The sequence below is a fragment of the Luteimonas sp. A277 genome, assembly GCF_054052045.1.
In genome coordinates, this window is record NZ_JBSVRG010000012.1 from 65,614 (window position 1) to 82,393 (window position 16,780).

General features: G+C 66.8%; 13 protein-coding genes. 8 read left to right on the forward strand and 5 right to left on the reverse strand.

The window, feature by feature from the left end; translation table 11 throughout:
- Nucleotides 1-235: 235 nt before the first annotated feature.
- Nucleotides 236-1,621, reverse strand: coding sequence for an FAD-binding oxidoreductase (locus ACW7G2_RS12615; protein ID WP_456976319.1), 1,386 nt, complete (start codon nucleotides 1,619-1,621; stop codon nucleotides 236-238).
- Between the two features lie 97 nt (nucleotides 1,622-1,718).
- Between ACW7G2_RS12615 and serA the strand changes: the two genes are divergently transcribed.
- Nucleotides 1,719-2,954 carry a phosphoglycerate dehydrogenase gene (serA, locus tag ACW7G2_RS12620; protein ID WP_456976321.1) on the forward strand — a complete coding sequence of 412 codons (1,236 nt, stop codon included), beginning with the start codon at nucleotides 1,719-1,721 and terminating at the stop codon, nucleotides 2,952-2,954.
- A 40-nt stretch (nucleotides 2,955-2,994) separates the two neighbouring features.
- Here the strand turns inward: serA and ACW7G2_RS12625 are convergent, their stop codons facing one another.
- Nucleotides 2,995-4,380, reverse strand: a complete 1,386-nt coding sequence (locus tag ACW7G2_RS12625; RefSeq protein WP_456976323.1) for an AMP-binding protein — start codon at nucleotides 4,378-4,380, stop codon at nucleotides 2,995-2,997.
- An 86-nt stretch (nucleotides 4,381-4,466) separates the two neighbouring features.
- Between ACW7G2_RS12625 and ACW7G2_RS12630 the strand changes: the two genes are divergently transcribed.
- The 4 genes from ACW7G2_RS12630 to ACW7G2_RS12645 all read left to right on the forward strand — a co-directional run bounded on the left by ACW7G2_RS12630 (nucleotide 4,467) and on the right by ACW7G2_RS12645 (nucleotide 7,549).
- Nucleotides 4,467-5,057 (forward strand): 4'-phosphopantetheinyl transferase family protein, encoded by a 591-nt coding sequence (locus tag ACW7G2_RS12630; RefSeq protein WP_456976325.1) that lies wholly within the window; start codon nucleotides 4,467-4,469, stop codon nucleotides 5,055-5,057.
- A gap of 25 nt (nucleotides 5,058-5,082) precedes the next feature.
- Nucleotides 5,083-5,724, forward strand: a complete 642-nt coding sequence (gene rsmG / locus ACW7G2_RS12635) for a 16S rRNA (guanine(527)-N(7))-methyltransferase RsmG (protein WP_456976327.1) — start codon at nucleotides 5,083-5,085, stop codon at nucleotides 5,722-5,724.
- A gap of 107 nt (nucleotides 5,725-5,831) precedes the next feature.
- Complete coding sequence (locus ACW7G2_RS12640; protein ID WP_456976329.1) at nucleotides 5,832-6,620, forward strand: ParA family protein; 789 nt, start codon at nucleotides 5,832-5,834, stop codon at nucleotides 6,618-6,620.
- Nucleotides 6,617-7,549, forward strand: a complete 933-nt coding sequence (locus tag ACW7G2_RS12645; RefSeq protein WP_456976331.1) for a ParB/RepB/Spo0J family partition protein — start codon at nucleotides 6,617-6,619, stop codon at nucleotides 7,547-7,549. The genes ACW7G2_RS12640 and ACW7G2_RS12645 overlap by 4 nt, the downstream gene beginning before the upstream one ends.
- Nucleotides 7,550-7,581: 32 nt before the next feature.
- Here the strand turns inward: ACW7G2_RS12645 and ACW7G2_RS12650 are convergent, their stop codons facing one another.
- The 3 genes from ACW7G2_RS12650 to ACW7G2_RS12660 form a co-directional block, all read right to left on the reverse strand.
- The gene (locus ACW7G2_RS12650; RefSeq protein ID WP_456976333.1) at nucleotides 7,582-8,880 is read right to left on the reverse strand and encodes a ComEC/Rec2 family competence protein; all 1,299 of its coding nucleotides are present in this window, start codon (nucleotides 8,878-8,880) and stop codon (nucleotides 7,582-7,584) included.
- The gene (locus tag ACW7G2_RS12655; protein ID WP_456976335.1) at nucleotides 8,880-10,475 is read right to left on the reverse strand and encodes an alkaline phosphatase D family protein; all 1,596 of its coding nucleotides are present in this window, start codon (nucleotides 10,473-10,475) and stop codon (nucleotides 8,880-8,882) included. Before ACW7G2_RS12655 ends, ACW7G2_RS12650 begins: the two co-directional genes overlap by 1 nt.
- Nucleotides 10,476-10,554: 79 nt before the next feature.
- On the reverse strand, nucleotides 10,555-13,692 hold the full coding sequence (locus ACW7G2_RS12660) for a TonB-dependent receptor domain-containing protein (RefSeq protein ID WP_456976337.1): 3,138 nt from the start codon (nucleotides 13,690-13,692) through the stop codon (nucleotides 10,555-10,557).
- Nucleotides 13,693-14,075: 383 nt separating this feature from the next.
- On the opposite strand from ACW7G2_RS12660, the gene ACW7G2_RS12665 reads away from it, so the two are divergent.
- The 3 genes from ACW7G2_RS12665 to rpmG all read left to right on the forward strand — a co-directional run bounded on the left by ACW7G2_RS12665 (nucleotide 14,076) and on the right by rpmG (nucleotide 16,539).
- Nucleotides 14,076-15,824, forward strand: coding sequence for a DUF885 domain-containing protein (locus tag ACW7G2_RS12665; protein ID WP_456976339.1), 1,749 nt, complete (start codon nucleotides 14,076-14,078; stop codon nucleotides 15,822-15,824).
- Between the two features lie 300 nt (nucleotides 15,825-16,124).
- Complete coding sequence (gene rpmB / locus ACW7G2_RS12670) at nucleotides 16,125-16,361, forward strand: 50S ribosomal protein L28 (RefSeq protein WP_343259312.1); 237 nt, start codon at nucleotides 16,125-16,127, stop codon at nucleotides 16,359-16,361.
- A 13-nt stretch (nucleotides 16,362-16,374) separates the two neighbouring features.
- Nucleotides 16,375-16,539 carry a 50S ribosomal protein L33 gene (rpmG, locus tag ACW7G2_RS12675; protein ID WP_343259313.1) on the forward strand — a complete coding sequence of 55 codons (165 nt, stop codon included), beginning with the start codon at nucleotides 16,375-16,377 and terminating at the stop codon, nucleotides 16,537-16,539.
- The last annotated feature ends 241 nt before the right edge of the window (nucleotides 16,540-16,780 follow it).

A 16,780-nucleotide genomic window follows, 5' to 3' on the forward strand; every position in this document is an offset into this window, starting at 1 on the left:
TTCCGTGGCGCACGGCCCCGGAGCGGGGCGTGCTGTCGGGCTTCTGTAGGAGCGCGCCATGCGCGCGAAGCCGCGTGACACCTGATTCAAGATGGAGACCCCGCTGCCGCGCGGCGTCCGGAGCCTGCGCGCCGGCGCCGGTTTGGCACACACCTCCAATGGTTCGGCGCCGACCAACGTCACGCGGCTTCGCGCGTACGACGCGCTCCTACAGGAGGGGTGCGTCGGTTGGGTGTCAGTCGAAGATCTTGCCGGGATTCATTAGTCCATTCGGATCGAAGGCACTGCGAATGCCGCGCATGAGCGCCACTTCGGCGGCGCTGCGGCTGCTGCCGAGGTAGGGCTGCTTCAACAGGCCCACCCCGTGTTCGGCCGAGATGCTGCCGCCATGGCGCTGCAGCAGCCCGGCCAGCAGCTCGGTCACGTGGGCACAGCGGCGCATGAATTCATCGTCGGCCAGGCCCTCGGGCTGGAGCACGTTGATGTGCAGGTTGCCGTCGCCGATGTGGCCGAACCAGACCACGTCGAAATCCGGATAGGCCTCGCCCAGCAGGGCCTGGGCCTCGGCCAGGAACGCGGGCATGGCCGCCACCCGCACCGAGACGTCGTTCTTGTACGGGCGCCAGCGTGCGGTCGCTTCGGTGATGCCCTCGCGCAGGCGCCACAGCTGGCTTGCCTGTTCATGGCTGGCAGCGATCACGCCATCCAGCACCCAGCCGCGCTCCGCCGCCTGTTCGAACACGGCCAGGGCAGCGGCCTCGTCGGACTCCGCCGCGGCGTCGTATTCGGTCAGCACGTACCAGGGGTGCACGACGTCAAAGGGATTCGTTCCGCCGTGTTCCAGCACGTGGTGCAGGCCGCGATCGGTGAGGAATTCAAAAGCCTGCAGCTTCAGCTGCGAACGGAACAGGGCGAACACGTCCATCAGCACGTCAAACGACGGCACCGCCAGCAGCATGGTCTGCGCCTGGGGCGGCGGATCGGTAAGCCTGAGCGTGGCCTCGACCACGATGCCGAGCGTCCCCTCCGAGCCGATCAGCAGCTGGCGCAGGTCGTAGCCGCTGGCGTCCTTGACCAGGCTGCGGCCGAGCTCGAGCAGTTCTCCGCTGCCAGTCACCAGCTTCAGTCCGGCGATCCAGTCGCGGGTATTGCCATGACGGATCACGCGGATGCCGCCGGCATTGGTGGCGATATTGCCGCCGATGGTGCAGGAGCCCCGCGCGCCGAAATCCACCGGATAGGTCAGGCCATGTCCGCGCGCGGCGTCCTGCACCGCCTGCAGCACCGCGCCTGGCTGCACGGTGAGCGTGCGATCGACCGCATCGAAGCCGAGCACGCGGTTCATGCGTTCCAGGCTCACCACCAGCTCGCCGTTGGCCGCCACCGCGCCACCGGACAGTCCGGTGCGCCCGCCGGAGGGCACGATGGCCACGTGCTGCTCATTGGCCCAGCGCACCACGGCCTGCACCTGCTCCACGCTGTCGGGCAGGGCGATTGCCAGGGGGGCCGGTGGCCAGTGACGGGTCCAGTCACGCCCGTAATGCTCCAGGTCCGCCGCCTCGGTTTTCACCGGCAGGCCGGGAACCGCAAGGCGCAGGCTGTCAACAATCGAAGCGTTCATCAGGACTCGTCGGCTCCCCCGGCTCTGCCGGATGTTGCGGTGCAGCGTCGGCGCAAGCATAGTGCATCCCCTGTCCCGCTGCGGTGCTTTTCCGACGATGGCCAAGACTTCCTTCCCCAGACAGGACATCCGCGTGCTGCTGCTGGAGGGCGTCAGCCAAAGCGCCGTCGACGCCTTCCATGGCGCCGGCTACAGCCTGGTCGACTGCCGCGACAAGTCCCTGTCGGGCGATGCACTGAACGAGGCGATTTCCAGCGCCCACCTGGTCGGCATCCGCTCGCGCACCCAGCTCGACGCCGAGGTGTTGGCGCACGCGCGCAAGCTGATCGCGATCGGCTGCTTTTGCATCGGCACCAACCAGGTGGACCTGGAAGCGGCGCAGCTGGCCGGCATCCCGGTGTTCAATGCGCCGTATTCAAATACCCGCAGCGTGGCCGAGCTGGTCATCGGCCAGACCATCATGCTGATGCGCGGCATCCCGCGCCGTAACGCCGAATGCCACCGCGGCGGCTGGTCGAAGAACGCCGACGGCAGCCACGAGGTGCGCGGCAAGACGCTGGGCATCGTGGGCTATGGCCACATCGGCACCCAGGTGGGCCTGATGGCCGAATCACTGGGCATGCAGGTGCTGTTCCATGACATCGAGACCAAGCTGGCGCTGGGCAACGCGCGCGCAGCGGCCGGCTTCGACGACCTGCTGGCCCGCAGCGACGTGGTGAGCTTGCACGTGCCTGAGACCCCAGGCACCCGCCACCTCCTTGGGGCGGCGCAGATTGCGCGCATGCGCCCGGGCGCGCATCTGCTCAACGCCTCGCGCGGCACCGTGGTCGACGTGGATGCGCTGGCCGAAGCGCTGCGCAGCGGCCAACTGGGCGGGGCGGCCGTGGATGTGTTCCCGGTCGAGCCAAAAGGCCAGGACGAACAGTTCGAATCCCCGCTGCGCGGGCTGGACAACGTACTGCTCACCCCGCACGTGGGCGGCAGCACCCTGGAGGCGCAGGACAACATTGGCGTGGAGGTGGCAGCCAAGCTGCTCCGCTACAGCGACAACGGCTCCACCCTGTCGGCGGTGAACTTCCCCGAGGTGGCCCTGCCCGGCCATGAGGGCAGCCGCAGGATCCTGCACATCCACCGCAACGTGCCCGGCGTACTGTCACAGGCGAACGAGGTATTCAGCGGGCGCGGGATCAACATTGACGGCCAGTACCTGCGTACCGATGCCAAGGTGGGTTACGTGGTGATCGACGTGAGCGCCAGCGAGGAGCAGGCCGCCGAACTGCGCGCGGCGCTGGCCGCGATTCCCGGCACCCTGCGCACGCGGGTGCTTTACTGAGGTAAAAGCCGGGCCCGCCCGCGCCCGGGTTCGGCGCAGCTCATTCCGCAGTCTCTGCCGCAAGCAGCTGCAGCAACGCCGTCCGCGGCAGCTTTCCGGTCTCGTTGCGCGGCAGCGCAGGGACCAGGCGCAGGCGCCGCGGCAGGAAGACCGGATCCACCACGCGCCGCAGCGCGTCCAGGATGGCGCGCTCGTCAAGCTCCGGTGCCACGGCAACCGCGGCGATCCGCCGAACCCCTCCCGAGCCTGTCTCGTCCAGCTGCAGCACCACACCGTCATGCACTCCGGGAATGGCCAGCAGCTGCCGGGTCAGTTCCCCGAGCGAAGCACGCTTGCCGGCCACCTCGAGCAGGTCTGCGCGACGACCACGCAGGCTGAAACGGTCCGCCCCATGCAGTTCCACCAGGTCGGCAAGGACCACGGGGTGGGCCAGGTGTGGCGCCTGTACCAGAGTGCCGTCCGGCCTGGGCTGCAGGCGTACACCGGGCAGCAGCGTCCAGGTCTGCTCCCGGGAGGTGCGGCGGCGGGCAATGATGCAGGTTTCGGTGGAACCGAACAGCTCCCGCACCTCGGTGCGGAAGCATGCCTCGGCAGCAGCCGCCAACTCGGGAGGCATCGGCGCCGTGGCGCTGACGATGCCGCACAGCGGCGGCAGAGCGGCACCGGATTCGACCAGCGCGCGCAGGTGCACCGGGGTGGTCACCAGCACCCGGTGACCCGGCAGCTGGCTCAGCGCCGCAGCGATGTCGGCCGGGAAAAACGGGCGCCCGGCATGCACCGCCGCTCCGCCAAGCAAGGGCAGCAGCACCGACATCTCCATGCCATACATGTGCTGCGGTGGGACCGTGGCCACCACGTGCGGCTGGGCGCCGGCCGGCCACAAGCCCTCCAGCGCCGCCACGTTCTGGCCGCTGCTGCGAACGAACGAGCCCCAGGTCTTGGCATTGGCTTCGGGCTCGCCGGTGCTGCCGGAGGTGAAGCCGATCGCCACCACGGCATCGGCGTCGATCAGCGGCAATGGTCCATGCTGGCGCGGCAGCGAATCGGGCAGGCGCATGTAGTGCCCCGCCTCCAGGGGTCCGCAGCCGCACGCATGGCCATCACCGATGCAATAGCTGTCCGGATACCGCTGCCGCACCTGCTCAATCGCAGCCGGAGTTCGCGAGGGTGGCATCAGCGTGGTCTGCCCCCGCAGTGCCACCGCGCAGAATGCCACCAGGAAGCGGTAGCGGTCCTCGCACAGGTTCACCGCATGGCCAGCCTCGGGCAGCAGCGCCGCAACTGCGCGCACCTGATCGAGGAACTCCCCCAGGTTGACCGGTTGGCCGGCCACCAGCGCCAGCAGGCGCGCGGGGACGCCGGAGACCAGGGGCAGCTTGGTGCCGGCGGAACCGGAACGCGCGGGATCGTCGATGACTGCGGACATGTCTATGCTGTTGGACCTGCGGCGTACCCACGCCGAAACGGCGATAGCTTACGCTGCCGCACCCCCAATCTCCCCAATTCCCCTTCATGTCCCTGACTGCAGGCCAGATCAAGTTCGAACGCGTCCGCTGCGCCTGGCGGCCTTACCGCCGTGGCGAAGCCGCCGAACCGATCGTGCGCACCTGGCTGCAGGATGAGCTGCGCCTGGCTGCCGATGAGCTGCAGCTGGACCGCGACCCGCGGGGCCGGCCGTGCCTCGGCCCCGCCCACGAAGGACACGACACCAGCTGGAGCCACAGCGGCGAAGGGCTGTTGATGGCGCTTGGCCATGGCGTGCGCCTGGGCTGCGACCTGGAGTGGGCACGCCCGCGGCCGCGGGCCCTGGAGCTGGCCCGGCGCTACTTCAGCCCGTCGGAGGCCGACTGGCTGCAACGCCTGTCCGGCCCGCTGCGTGAAGCGGTGTTCGTGCGTATCTGGTGTGCCAAGGAAGCCATGCTCAAGGCCCACGGCCGCGGCATCGCTTTCGGCCTGCACCGGCTCGAATTCGGCGAGCGCGATGATCGACTGGTGCTGCTGGACTGCGACCCGGAACTGGGCGCGCCAGGCGATTGGACTCTGCAGGCCTTCGAGCCCGCCCCCAATTATCTGGCGACCCTGGCCTGGCACCGGACGCTGTAAGGCCGCCGGCTCCTACAATAGGGCGATGACCAACACCTTCGACCCCGCCCTGCGCGATTCGCTGGACTCCGGCCTGGCGACGCTGGGCATGGACCCGGCACTGGCACAGCCGCTGCTGGATTATCTGGCCCTGCTGGTGCGCTGGAACCGGACCTACAACCTCACCGCCATCCGCGACCCGCACGAGATGGTGACCCTGCACCTGCTCGACTCGCTGGTATTGGCCCCGCACCTGGACGGCGTGGGCAGGCTGGCAGACCTGGGCGCAGGCGCAGGCCTGCCAGGGATCCCGCTGGCACTGGCACGGCCCTCGCTGCAGGTGGAACTGGTGGAATCGAACGGCAAGAAGGCCCGCTTCATACGCCAGGCGGTGCGCACCCTGGGCCTGTCCAACGCGACCGTGCACGAATGCCGTGCCGAAGCCCTCGACATGCCGGGACAGTTCGACGCCATCACCGCACGTGCCCTGGCCACCCTGGCCGACATCGTTGCCGTCGGCGGCCACCTGCTGCGTCCCGGCGGCCGCCTGCTGGCCCTCAAGGGCGTGCGCCCGGACGAGGAAATCGCCGCCCTGCCCGAAGGCTGGAGAGCAGGCGACATCACCCCGCTCCAGGTCCCGGGCCTGGCCGCGGAACGGCATCTGGTGGTGGTCCACGCACCGGGCTGAGACGGGAGCCGGACAACGCGTCCCTTACGTCGCCGCGGCACTTGGGCATAATGATCGACCGGCCCGCCATCCTGCGGTCCGGATCCATACATCGGACCGGGGAGCCCATGGCCCGCATCATTGCCATTGCCAACCAGAAGGGTGGCGTCGGGAAGACCACCACCGCGGTCAACCTGGCGGCCGCGCTTGCCGGCATCCCGAAGCGGGTGCTGCTGGTGGACCTGGACGCCCAGGGCAACGCCACCATGGGCAGCGGCGTGGACAAGCGCGACCTGCAGGCTTCCACCTGTGATGTGCTGCTGGGCGAGCTGCATGCCGAAGATGCGATCAGCGAGACGGCCGAGGGCTATGACCTGCTGCCCGGCAACACCGACCTGACCGCCGCCGAGATCGAGCTGATGGCAGCCGAGAACCGCGAACAGCGGCTCAAGCAGGCGCTCGGCCCGCTGCGGCCCCGCTACGACTACATCATCATCGACTGCCCCCCGGCGCTGTCGCTGCTCACCCTCAACGCGCTCACCGCCGCCGATTCGGTGCTGGTGCCCATGCAGTGCGAGTACTACGCGCTGGAAGGGATCAGCGCGCTGATGGAGACCATCGAGGCGGTGCGCTCGCGGCTCAACCCGGGGCTGGAAATCGAAGGCGTGCTGCGGACCATGTTCGATGTGCGCAACAACCTGACCAACGCCGTGTCCAACGAGCTGGTCGAACATTTTGGCGACAAGGTGTTCCGCACCATCGTGCCGCGCAACGTGCGCCTGGCCGAAGCGCCCAGCCACGGGCAGAGCATCGTCGGCTACGACCGTTCATCACGCGGAGCGATCGCCTACCTCGGGCTGGCCGGCGAGATCATCCGCCGCCAGCGCGAGCGCGAACAGAAGGAGAAAGCGGCATGACCGCTCCCACGGCTAAAAAGGCGCCTGCCAAGAAGCGCGGACTGGGACGCGGCCTGGAGGCATTGCTCGGGACCAAGGCGGCCGAAACCGCCCCGGTACTGGAAGCCGGTCCCGGCGACACCCTGCAGAACCTGCCGATCGACGCGCTGGCGCCAGGCAAATACCAGCCGCGCCGGACCATGAGCGAGGACAAGCTGGACGAACTGGCCGAGTCGATCAAGGCCCAGGGCGTGATCCAGCCGATCGTAGTGCGTGAGATCCGCTCGGGCAGCGGCCGCACCTGGGAAATCATCGCTGGCGAGCGCCGCTGGCGCGCCTCGCGCCGGGCCGGACTGACCGAGATACCGGCGGTGGTGCGCGAGGTCGACGATCGCACCGTGGTGGCGATGGCGCTGATCGAGAACATCCAGCGCGAAGACCTCAATCCGCTGGAAGAAGCCGAGGCGCTGGCGCGGCTGATCGAGGAATTCATGCTCACCCATGCCCAGGCCGCCGCGGCGGTGGGGCGCTCGCGCGCGGCAGTCTCCAACCTGCTGCGCCTGCTGGAACTGCCGCCGGCGATCCGCAAGCTGCTGCAGGAGCGGCGGCTGGAAATGGGCCATGCCCGCGCTCTGCTCACCCTGGCGCCGGAGCTGGCCAGCAAGCTGGCCGCCGAAGCCGCCGAACACGGCTGGTCGGTGCGCGAGGTGGAGCATCGCGCCCAGCAGTTCGCCGAGGGCCGCGTCCCCGGCAAGCACGGTCGCACCAGCGCCAAGCCACGCCCGCAGCAGGCCGATATCGCCACGTTGGAAAACGAACTGGCCGAGACGCTGGGCGCCAAGGTCAGCATCGCCCACGGCCGCGGCGGCAGGGGCCGACTGGTCATCCACTATGCCGACCTGGACACCCTGGACGGCGTGCTGGAGCGGCTGCGCAAACGCGCCGGCTGAGAGGCTGGGGCAGCGCCGCCCCCAGCCACGGATCAGCGCGAGGAATACGGCCCGGATACGGCCTTGACCGTCATGTCCTCGCTTTCGTCGTCGAGGACGAAGATCCGATACCGTCCCCCTCCCTTCTCCACCCGAACGACCACATGCCCGTGCGTGCTGGCGGCACTTTCCACGCCGTAGGTGGTGCTGGCGGTCGCCGGCGACACGGCGGTGATGAAGATGTCGCGCTCGCCGGGCCACACCTTGCGCGAGGTCATGCGCCGGTAGGTGTTGATGGCTGGATGGCCATCGGCGCGGGCGGTCACCACGATCGCCCGGGGCCGCAGCGCGGCGAGGAACGGAATGCTGTTGGCGTCCCAGCTGCCGTGGTGGTTGGCCTTCATGACGTCGACGGGACCGCTGGCCAGCGCCACCGCCGGCTCCACGTCCAGCCACGGCGCGGGAGCGGCGGCAGTTTCCTCGTCGATCGAGGACAGGTCGCCGCCGGAGAAGTAATCAAAGCTGCCATAGCTGATGCGGAAGGCGATGCTGAGCTTGTTCTCGTTCGGATAGTCGCCGGGAGCAAGGTGCTCCAGCGGCGGGAACAGGCTGCGCGTGCCGCTGTCCAGGCCGGTCCAGACCTCGCCATTGGCATAGAGGTTGCGCAGCTCGAACTGGGGATAAGCAGCCGGGTCATGCAGCAGCCGGATCTGGTCGCCGGCACCAGGCTGGAACCGATCCACCTGCAGGCCGCGGTTGCGGACCTGCCAGTCAACGAAGCGGCGGTAATTGTCCATCGTAGGAGTCGCAATCGGCTTCGGATAGCTGTAATCCGGCCACCCACGGTCGATCAGCGTGGCGATCGGGACCAGTTCGGCAACCTGGGTAACGCCGCTGAGCCGGTACCCGCCGCCTGTCGCGGTCAACGGTGAACCGGCATCGATGGCACCCATGTGGTCGCCATGGAAATGCGAGATCAACGCATAGTCCAGGCCTTCGACGCCCTCCGGCAAAGCGCGCCGGATGTAGCGGGCCACCCACTCCCCGGGTGGGCGCGAGGTGTCCGGTTTCGTCGGCAGCGAGAAGGGCGCTTTCTCGACGGTCTTCCCGCTGGCATCCTTCATCAGGCTGGTGCCATCCGGGAACACGAACAGCAGCGCGTCGCCACGCCCGGTGTTGATGTGGTGGATGTCCAGCTCGCCAGGCGACCACGCGGGCAACGGCTGGCCCACGACGTTGCTGCCCGCGGTCTCCTCCAGGCCGGCAGCGACGGCGGCAGCGGGCACCATCAAAGCCAGCAGGACGGGCCACAGCCACTCCCACCGGCACCGCGGCGCTTGATGGGGGGCCATCATGCGGGCTCCGCGCCGGGCCGGCCGCGCTCGGTCACCAGGCGGGCAATGACCCGCTTGCTTCCGCCTGGGGCGGACACGCGATCTATGGCAACCACGTCGGTACGCCACTGCTCCGGGCCGATGTCGAATACCTGGTAACCACGGCGGTCGTTGAGCAGCACGTTGTGCGGATTTTCCGCCAGCACATTTCCCCAGGTGTCGGGAATGTCACTGCCATCGCCTCCCGAGGAGATCGAGGTGGTGACGAACTCGGTCGCGACCGGCGTGCTGAGCAGGTCGTCCGGAGACGAAGGCACGACGCCGACGTGATGCTTGTGCACGTCGCCCGTGGCGACGATGACACTGCCCTGGCCGTGCTGGGCGAGCAGGTCGATCACCCGCTGCCGCGCATGCGGATATCCACTCCAGGAATCGGTGTTCAACGGCCCGGCAGGGCGGCTGTCCGGATACCGATAGGGCATCATCATCACCTGCTGGGCCAGCAGGTTCCAGCGAAAGGCGCCGTCCAGGCCCTGCGCCAGCCAGCGTTCCTGGGCCTGGCCGATGATCTGCTCATCACGGGCCTCACCCGGCGAACGGCACGGACGCTGCAACCGCTCCATCGTCGCATCGCAGCGCTGCTTGGTGCGGTACTGGCGTGTGTCCATCACATGCACGCGCAGCAGCTGCCCGTAATCAAGGCGGCGATGCATGGTCAGGCTGCCCAGCCCCGGGAACTGCGCGCGGCGCACCGGCATGTTTTCGTACCAGGCCTGCATCGCGGCGTGTCGGCGCAGGGCGAAAATCTCCGGCGGGGTGCCATCCTGATCGTCACCGCCAGCCCAGTTGTTATCGATCTCATGGTCGTCCCAGCTCGACAGGAACGCCGTCGCCGCGTGGGCGGCTTGCAGATCGGGATCGGTCTTGTACTGGGCGTAGCGGCGCCGGTAGTCATGCAGGGTGTGGATCTCGTCCCCAGCGTGCTGGCGCACGATGGGATTGCCGGCTGCATCGACGATCGTGCTGCCAGCTCTGCCCTTGCCCTCATAGATGTAGTCACCGTAATGGAAGACCGCATCCAGCTCCGGTTCCTCGCTGAGGTGGCGATAGGCGGTGTAAAGACCAGCTTCCCAATGCTGGCAGCCGGCCACGCCTATGCGCAGGCGCTCGACCGCGGTGCCTGCCTCCGGCGCCGTGCGCACCCTGCCGACCGGACTGGTTGCCTGCCCCGCCACATGGAAGCGGTACCAGTACGGGCGATGCGGGCGCAGGCCTTCCACCTCGATATGCACGCTATGGCCGAGCTCCGGACGGGCCAGTGCTTCCCCGCTGCGGACCACCCGGTTGAACTGCTCGTCCTCCGACACCTCCCAGCGCACCGGCACGGCCAACATCGGCATGCCGGCGTTCTCGGCCAATGGCTCGGGCGCCAGCCGCGTCCAGATCAGGAACCCATCTGGATGCGGATCGCCTGACGCCACCCCGAGCGCGAACGGATAGGACTGGAAGGCCGGCGCGGCCCACAGGCGTGCGGGCTGCAGGCCAGCAAGGATGGCCAGGCTGCCGGCGCCCACCAGGAACTTGCGCCGGTCGATCGTGAAGCGGGTACCCATGTTTCAACTCCTCGAGAAGGTTGTACGAGCCGGCGCGATGCCGGCCCTTTCCAATGACCGATTGAGGCCCTGGCGGGCCTCAGAAACGGCCGCGGAAGCCGAACGCCACCCGTCGCCCGCTGTGGATGTAGATCTGGCTGTGGTGGCCCTTCTCGGAGAGACCGGTTTCACCATTGGAATAGACGGTATGCCGGTTCTGGTCGAACAGGTTGTTGGCGCTGAAGTAGAAATCCAGACCCATGAAGTTGTCGCGGGTCTTGGGAATGATGGTGTAGCTGCCCGACAGGTTGACCTCCAGGTAGTCGTCGAACGGCTGCTTCTGGTTGATGGTTTCTCCGAACGCGTTGACGATGTTGTTGGTCAGACCGCGGTCCTTCTCGTCGCTCCAGACGGTGTTGAGGTTCAGCCGCGTGCGCCCGTACTGCCAGCCCATGCCCAGGTTGGCGACCTGCGTGGCCACGCGCGGCAACACCACGTCTGGGCTGCTGCGGGTGTATGAGCCACGCAGCGTCAGACCCTTCAGAGCGCCGGGCAGGTAGTCCATGGCGTGGTTGAACTCGAACTCCCAGCCGCTGATGTTGATCTCGTCTTCCATGTTCGTCTTGGTATTGACCAGGACGACGGGATCAGTGCCGTCGTAACCGAACTCTTCCGGGGTCATCGACACGCTGCTGATCAGGTCGGTAACCTGGTTGCGGTACCAGTTCACCGAGACCAGTCCGACCGGCTCGAAATACTTCACCAGACGGACCGAGAAGTTGTCCGAGTATTCGGGCCGCAGGGACGGGCTGGGGGCGTTGAGGACAGGACCGTCCTCCGCCTCGTAGTTGATTGACCACACCCCGGCAAGGTCGCTTACCTCGGGGCGGTAGATGGTTTTGGCATACCCGGCGATCAGGTCGAGGCTGTCGGTGAAGCCGTACTTGACCGATGCGCTGGGAAAGAACTCGCTGTAGCTGCCCTTGCGCTCGACCCTGGGGTTGGTGAGGTACTGGTATTCCAGCCCTTCGATGGTGGTGGCGCGCCCGGTGGACGGAGATACGTCGAAGCCGGCGGCAACAACCTCGTCCACGCTGAGCGGGTCAACATCGTAGCTGGTGCTGCTTGTCCGCTCCCAGCGCAGGCCGGCCTGGGCCTGGAGGCGGTCGGTGAACTCGGCCGTGCCCATGAAGTAGAGCGAATCGATGTTCTCGTCCATCTTCCGGTCATTGGCCACGTGCGCGTTGTACCAGTTGGTCGGCGTGATGGTGTGCGCCCATTGCTCCGGGTTGGCCTGCATCATCTGGTAGATCTTGGTCAGGCTGTGCACGTACAGGTGGTCACCGCCCAGAGGGTTGACGTGCATCCCCGTATCGCCCGCGGAGAACTGGTTTGCGCTCTGTATCGCGCGCAAGAACCCCGCATTGTCCAGCGGACCGTCGTAGGTCCAGTGCTTCGCCTCGGAACTGTTCCCGTATTCATAGGCTGCACGGACCACTTTGGCGCCGGTTTTCCATGTCAGCGCTACATCGCCGATGTCCTGGTAGAACGAGAAATTCAGGGCGCCGCCGCGATACTCCAGTTCACCGCTGCTGCCATGGTCGGCACGCACGACCGGGCGGTTTGAACCACCGTATGCGCCAAGGTTGAAGCTGTCCGGATCAGACCAGTCCGGACCATCGACCTGGCGGATGTCCCAGTCCTGGGTCATCCAGTTCTCGCGCGATGCGGAGAAATTCCCGGTCGACGTCACCGGGTTGAGCAGGTCATAGACCTGGCCCTTCTTGTTGGCGTTGTAGCGGCTGTTGGAGCTGGAGGAGAACAGGTTGCCGTCAAGCTTGAAGCGCTCGGTATTCCACTCGAAGCTGGGGATGAAATTGCGGGTATAGCCGACCTTGTAGTTGAAGGTGTGGTTGACGTTGAGCGTGTTCTGGTCGGCGCCGGCCTGGGTGGTGAAGTCGAGCGAGGGGTCGCCGATCACGCCGCGTGACCGGGCATATGTGGTGAACGCCGGATTGATGACGCTGGGCTCGATGTCGCCGCGGCTGGCCGACGCCATCAGTGACAGGATCAGGTCATCGGAGGCCTTGAAATCCAGTGCCATCTGGGCAACCCGGCGGTTGTATTCGCGCCCGTAGTTGTTGGCCGAGATCGAGGTCACCGCATAATTCTCCGGGCTGAGTGCGGTCGGCACGTAGTTGCGCCCGGCAGTGACCTGCTCGTGCTCGACGTAGTTGGTGGTATTGCCAACTCCGGCGGCGACGCCCAGGCGGCCATCGAGGAACACGTCCGACCAGTTGATTTCACCCACCGGCAGGAACTTCCGGTCATAGCCGCCTTCCATCGGCCCCGATTCGAAGCTGTCCCACATGTTGGAGTGGGTGGTGGCGCCGAGCTTGACGGTAATGTTGCGGCCCGTGCGGTCGAACGCCCGCCGGGTCCGGATATCGATGGTGCCGGCCGGCGCATTCGCATCCATATCGGCGCTGGTGGTCTTGTAGATGGAGATGGACTCCACGCCCGAAAGTGCTATCTGCTCGAAGCTGAAGGTCCGCGATCCCGAACTGGGGTTGGCATCGACGCTTGCCAGGCTCACGCCGTTGACGGTCACACCGGTGTACTTGGCAGGCAGCCCGCGCAGGGAAATGTTGCGCGGGGCGTCGTCCGCCACCACGTCGAAGTCCACGCCGGGCATGTACTTCAGGAACTCACCCGGGTTGCCGTCACCGATCTCGCCGAAGCTGTCGGCCGACAGGGTGTTGGTGATGTTCATGGAGGCGCGCTGCTCCATGATCGCGCGGGCGTCGCCCTCGCGCACGCCAACCACTCGCACTGCGTCCAGCGATACGGCATCCGCTCCGCCGCTGATCGTGGTGAACATTTCGAACAGGACTTCGCTGGTTTCGCCTGCACGGACATCCACTTCCTGCTGCACCGGGCTGAAACCGGTGAACTCCACCGTCATCACCCGCTTGCCCGTCGACACCCCACTGATGCGGAACTCGCCGCGGTCGCCGGAAGTGGCGACCTGGCGACCGCCGACCATCACCCGTGCATTGCGCAGGTACTCGCCCGTCGCCGGATCGTATACGCGGCCATGTACGGTGCCCGTAGCCGCGGCCTGGCTGCCCTCCTGCAGGGCCTGGCTCGGATGAACTTCGTTGGCAAACGCCTGGACTTGAACACACAGGGCAAGCAGCACTGCGCCGGACAGCACAGTTTTCTTCAATACAGACATGGGTTCTGGCTCTGGTTGATTCATGGGGTGGGATCTGTGCGACAGAGCTGCGCGCCTCATGCGCCTGCACCACACTCGGGAAAAGGCGGCCTATCCCTGATGCCGGCATTCCAGCGGTGGCGGCGTTCGCCCCCTCCCGCACCTGCTCTCCCCGACCGCTTCCAGCTCCCGCGCTGGAAAGCGACCCGGCAATCATCCTCGTCCAATATGACAATGCATTGACGCCCACATCTCGTGGCCCTCCCGACTGTCTCGCGGCCACCACTACTGCGCTGAAAACTCCTTTGCCACGGAACGTGCGGATTGCCGGGACTTCCGGGCCGGGGCTCTGCCGCGCCATGGATGCGATGATGTGCGATCCGCAACATCCAACGGACCGCAACGTGACCCGATTCTTCACCGCCTGCCTGTTTGCCCTGTGCCTGGTTGCACCCGCAGCATGGGCGCAACCCTCCGCCGCCGATGCCGCCTTCCAGGCCATCTACGAGAAAGAATGGGACTGGCGCCAGGCCGAGTTCGGCCGCGGCAATGATGTCGACGCCGATCCGTCCAGCAGCACCCTTTCCGACGTCAGCGCCGAGGCCCAGGCCCGCCGCCTGCAGATGTGGGAGAGCGTGCTGGCCGAGCTGAAAACCATTGATGCCACCGCCCTGTCGGAACAGAACCGGGTGAACCTGGCCGTATACCGGCCGCAGCTGGAGGCGATGGCGGCCAACATCCGCCTGGGCGCCTATGAAATGCCGTTCAACTCGGACAGCTCGTTCTGGTCCAGCCTGGGCTTCATGACCCGCGGCCGGTTCGACAGCGCCCGCGACTATCAGGTCTACGCCGCGCGCCTGCGCGACGTGCCGCGCTATTTCGATCAGCAGATTGCCAACATGCGTTCCGGCTTGGCGCGCGGTTTCAGCGTGCCGCGGGCGGTGCTGGATGGCCGCGACGTGTCGATCGCGGCCGTGGCCGACCTTGAGGATGCGGAACAGGCGGCGCTCTGGGAACCGTACCGCAACATGCCCGCGTCGATCCCCGCCGCCGAGCAGGAAGCGTTGCGTGCCGAAGGCCGTGCCGCAATTGCCGACGCGGTGATCCCCGGCTTCCGCACCCTGCTGACCTTTTTCCGCGAGGAATACGTACCCCAGGCGCGCACCACCCTGGCAGCCGAGGCCATGCCGGGCGGCGAGGAGTTCTACCGCGCCCAGATCCGTGAATACACCACCTTGGACCTCTCGCCGCAGGAGATCCACGACATCGGTTTGGCGGAAGTCGCCCGGATCCGCGCTGAAATGGATAAAGTGATTGCCGGGACCGGCTTCGAGGGTGACTTCGACGCCTTCCTGCATTTCCTGCGCACTGACCCGCAGTTCTACGCCACCAGCGCGCAGGAGCTGCTGAACCACGCCGCCTGGATTGCCAAGCGCGTGGACGGGGTGATCGGCCGTTTCTTCGATCCGCTGCCCCGCGGGCGCTTCACCATCATCCCGGTGCCTGACGACATCGCCCCGTTCTGGACCGCCGGCCGCGGTGGCCGCGGCACCTACTGGCTCAACACCTACGACCTGCCCTCGCGCCCGCTGTACAACCTGCCGGCGCTGACCGTGCACGAGGCGGAGCCGGGCCACGCGTTTCAGGGAGCCCTGGCGCAGGAGCAGGACGAACAGCCCGAGTTCCGCCGCAACAGCTACATCTCCGCCTACGGCGAGGGCTGGGGCCTGTACGTGGAGAAGCTGGGCAAGGAAATGGGCATCTACGAGACGCCCTACCAGGACTTTGGCCGCCTGACCTATGAGATGTGGCGCGCAGCGCGGCTGGTGATCGACACCGGCGTGCATCACCTGGGCTGGAGCCGTGACCAGGCACTGGCGTTCTTGCGCGACAACACCGCGCTGTCCGAGCACGAAGTGACCACCGAGGTGGACCGCTATATCTCTTGGCCCGCGCAGGCGCTGAGCTACAAGCTGGGCGAGCTGAAGATCTGGGAGCTGCGCCACGAGGCCGAGGCGGAACTCGGCGCGGACTTCAACCTGCCCGCCTTCCACCACGCCGTGCTGAGCCTGGGCTCCGTACCGCTGCCGGTCCTGGAAGAGCAGATCCGCAGCTTCATCGCCGAAAGCAAAGCTGCTGCCCAAGCTCCCTGACAGCTCCTGTAGGAGCGCGCCACGCGCGCATGGCGCGCTCCTACAGGGGCAAAAGCTTGCCTGTGGGAGCCTGCCGGGTGATAATGCTCGGCTCACTGTGTCCCGCTGATCCACCAGATCGGCACGGTAGTCCTCCGGAAGCGCGATTTCGGGGGTCAGCCCGCACAGCCCGCCGCAACCGCGGCAACGTTCCCGAATCGCGCGCCGCTGAGTGGATATCCGCACAGCCGGCGGGGCCGACGCTTCCCTGGCCAAGGGGAGCCCCCATGCGGAATATTCCGCGACCCACCGAGGTGCTTCATGTCACGAGTCTGCCAAGTCACCGGCAAGCGTACGACGACCGGCAACAACGTCTCGCACGCAATGAACAAAACCCGCCGCACTTTCCTGCCCAACCTCCATGAGCGCCGCTTCTGGGTTGCTTCCGAGAACCGCTGGGTGAAGCTGCGCGTTTCCACCAAGGGTCTGCGTACGATCGACAAGAACGGCATCGACACCGTCCTGGCCGACCTGCGCAGGCGCGGCGAAAAGATCTGAGGAGGATCGAAACATGGCTTCCAAGCGCGACAAGATCCGCATGAATTCGTCGGCCGGTACCGGTCATTTCTACACCACCGACAAGAGCAAGAAGAACACCCCGGGCAAGCTGGAAATGAAGAAGTACGATCCGGTTGTCCGCAAGCACGTGATGTACAAGGAAGGCAAGATCAAGTGATCAAGGCCGGTGCGCCTGACGCACCGCCAGCCTGACCAGAAAAGCCCGCCGCAAGGCGGGCTTTTTTGTGGCCTTCGCCGCGCCTTTTGCCCCCCGCCTTTGCCCTCCGAAGCCGAGCCCCGCCGTGGGTGGCAGGTCTTTTCGGAGAAATCAAGGAGGAGGCCTCCGCCGCAGGCGGAGGCCGGGGGACATTCGCCGAAAAGAGCCTGCCGCCCACGGCGGGGCCCATCAAGTCGCGGCG

What these genes read in the sequence shown, in the direction of transcription:
- ACW7G2_RS12615 (WP_456976319.1), bottom strand. Translation starts at nt 1,621, where the DNA reads ATGAACGCTTCGATTGTTGACAGCCTGCGCCTTGCGGTTCCCGGCCTG.
- serA (WP_456976321.1), top strand. Translation starts at nt 1,719, where the DNA reads ATGGCCAAGACTTCCTTCCCCAGACAGGACATCCGCGTGCTGCTGCTG.
- ACW7G2_RS12625 (WP_456976323.1), bottom strand. Translation starts at nt 4,380, where the DNA reads ATGTCCGCAGTCATCGACGATCCCGCGCGTTCCGGTTCCGCCGGCACC.
- ACW7G2_RS12630 (WP_456976325.1), top strand. Translation starts at nt 4,467, where the DNA reads ATGTCCCTGACTGCAGGCCAGATCAAGTTCGAACGCGTCCGCTGCGCC.
- rsmG (WP_456976327.1), top strand. Translation starts at nt 5,083, where the DNA reads ATGACCAACACCTTCGACCCCGCCCTGCGCGATTCGCTGGACTCCGGC.
- ACW7G2_RS12640 (WP_456976329.1), top strand. Translation starts at nt 5,832, where the DNA reads ATGGCCCGCATCATTGCCATTGCCAACCAGAAGGGTGGCGTCGGGAAG.
- ACW7G2_RS12645 (WP_456976331.1), top strand. Translation starts at nt 6,617, where the DNA reads ATGACCGCTCCCACGGCTAAAAAGGCGCCTGCCAAGAAGCGCGGACTG.
- ACW7G2_RS12650 (WP_456976333.1), bottom strand. Translation starts at nt 8,880, where the DNA reads ATGGCCCCCCATCAAGCGCCGCGGTGCCGGTGGGAGTGGCTGTGGCCC.
- ACW7G2_RS12655 (WP_456976335.1), bottom strand. Translation starts at nt 10,475, where the DNA reads ATGGGTACCCGCTTCACGATCGACCGGCGCAAGTTCCTGGTGGGCGCC.
- ACW7G2_RS12660 (WP_456976337.1), bottom strand. Translation starts at nt 13,692, where the DNA reads ATGTCTGTATTGAAGAAAACTGTGCTGTCCGGCGCAGTGCTGCTTGCC.
- rpmB (WP_343259312.1), top strand. Translation starts at nt 16,125, where the DNA reads ATGTCACGAGTCTGCCAAGTCACCGGCAAGCGTACGACGACCGGCAAC.
- rpmG (WP_343259313.1), top strand. Translation starts at nt 16,375, where the DNA reads ATGGCTTCCAAGCGCGACAAGATCCGCATGAATTCGTCGGCCGGTACC.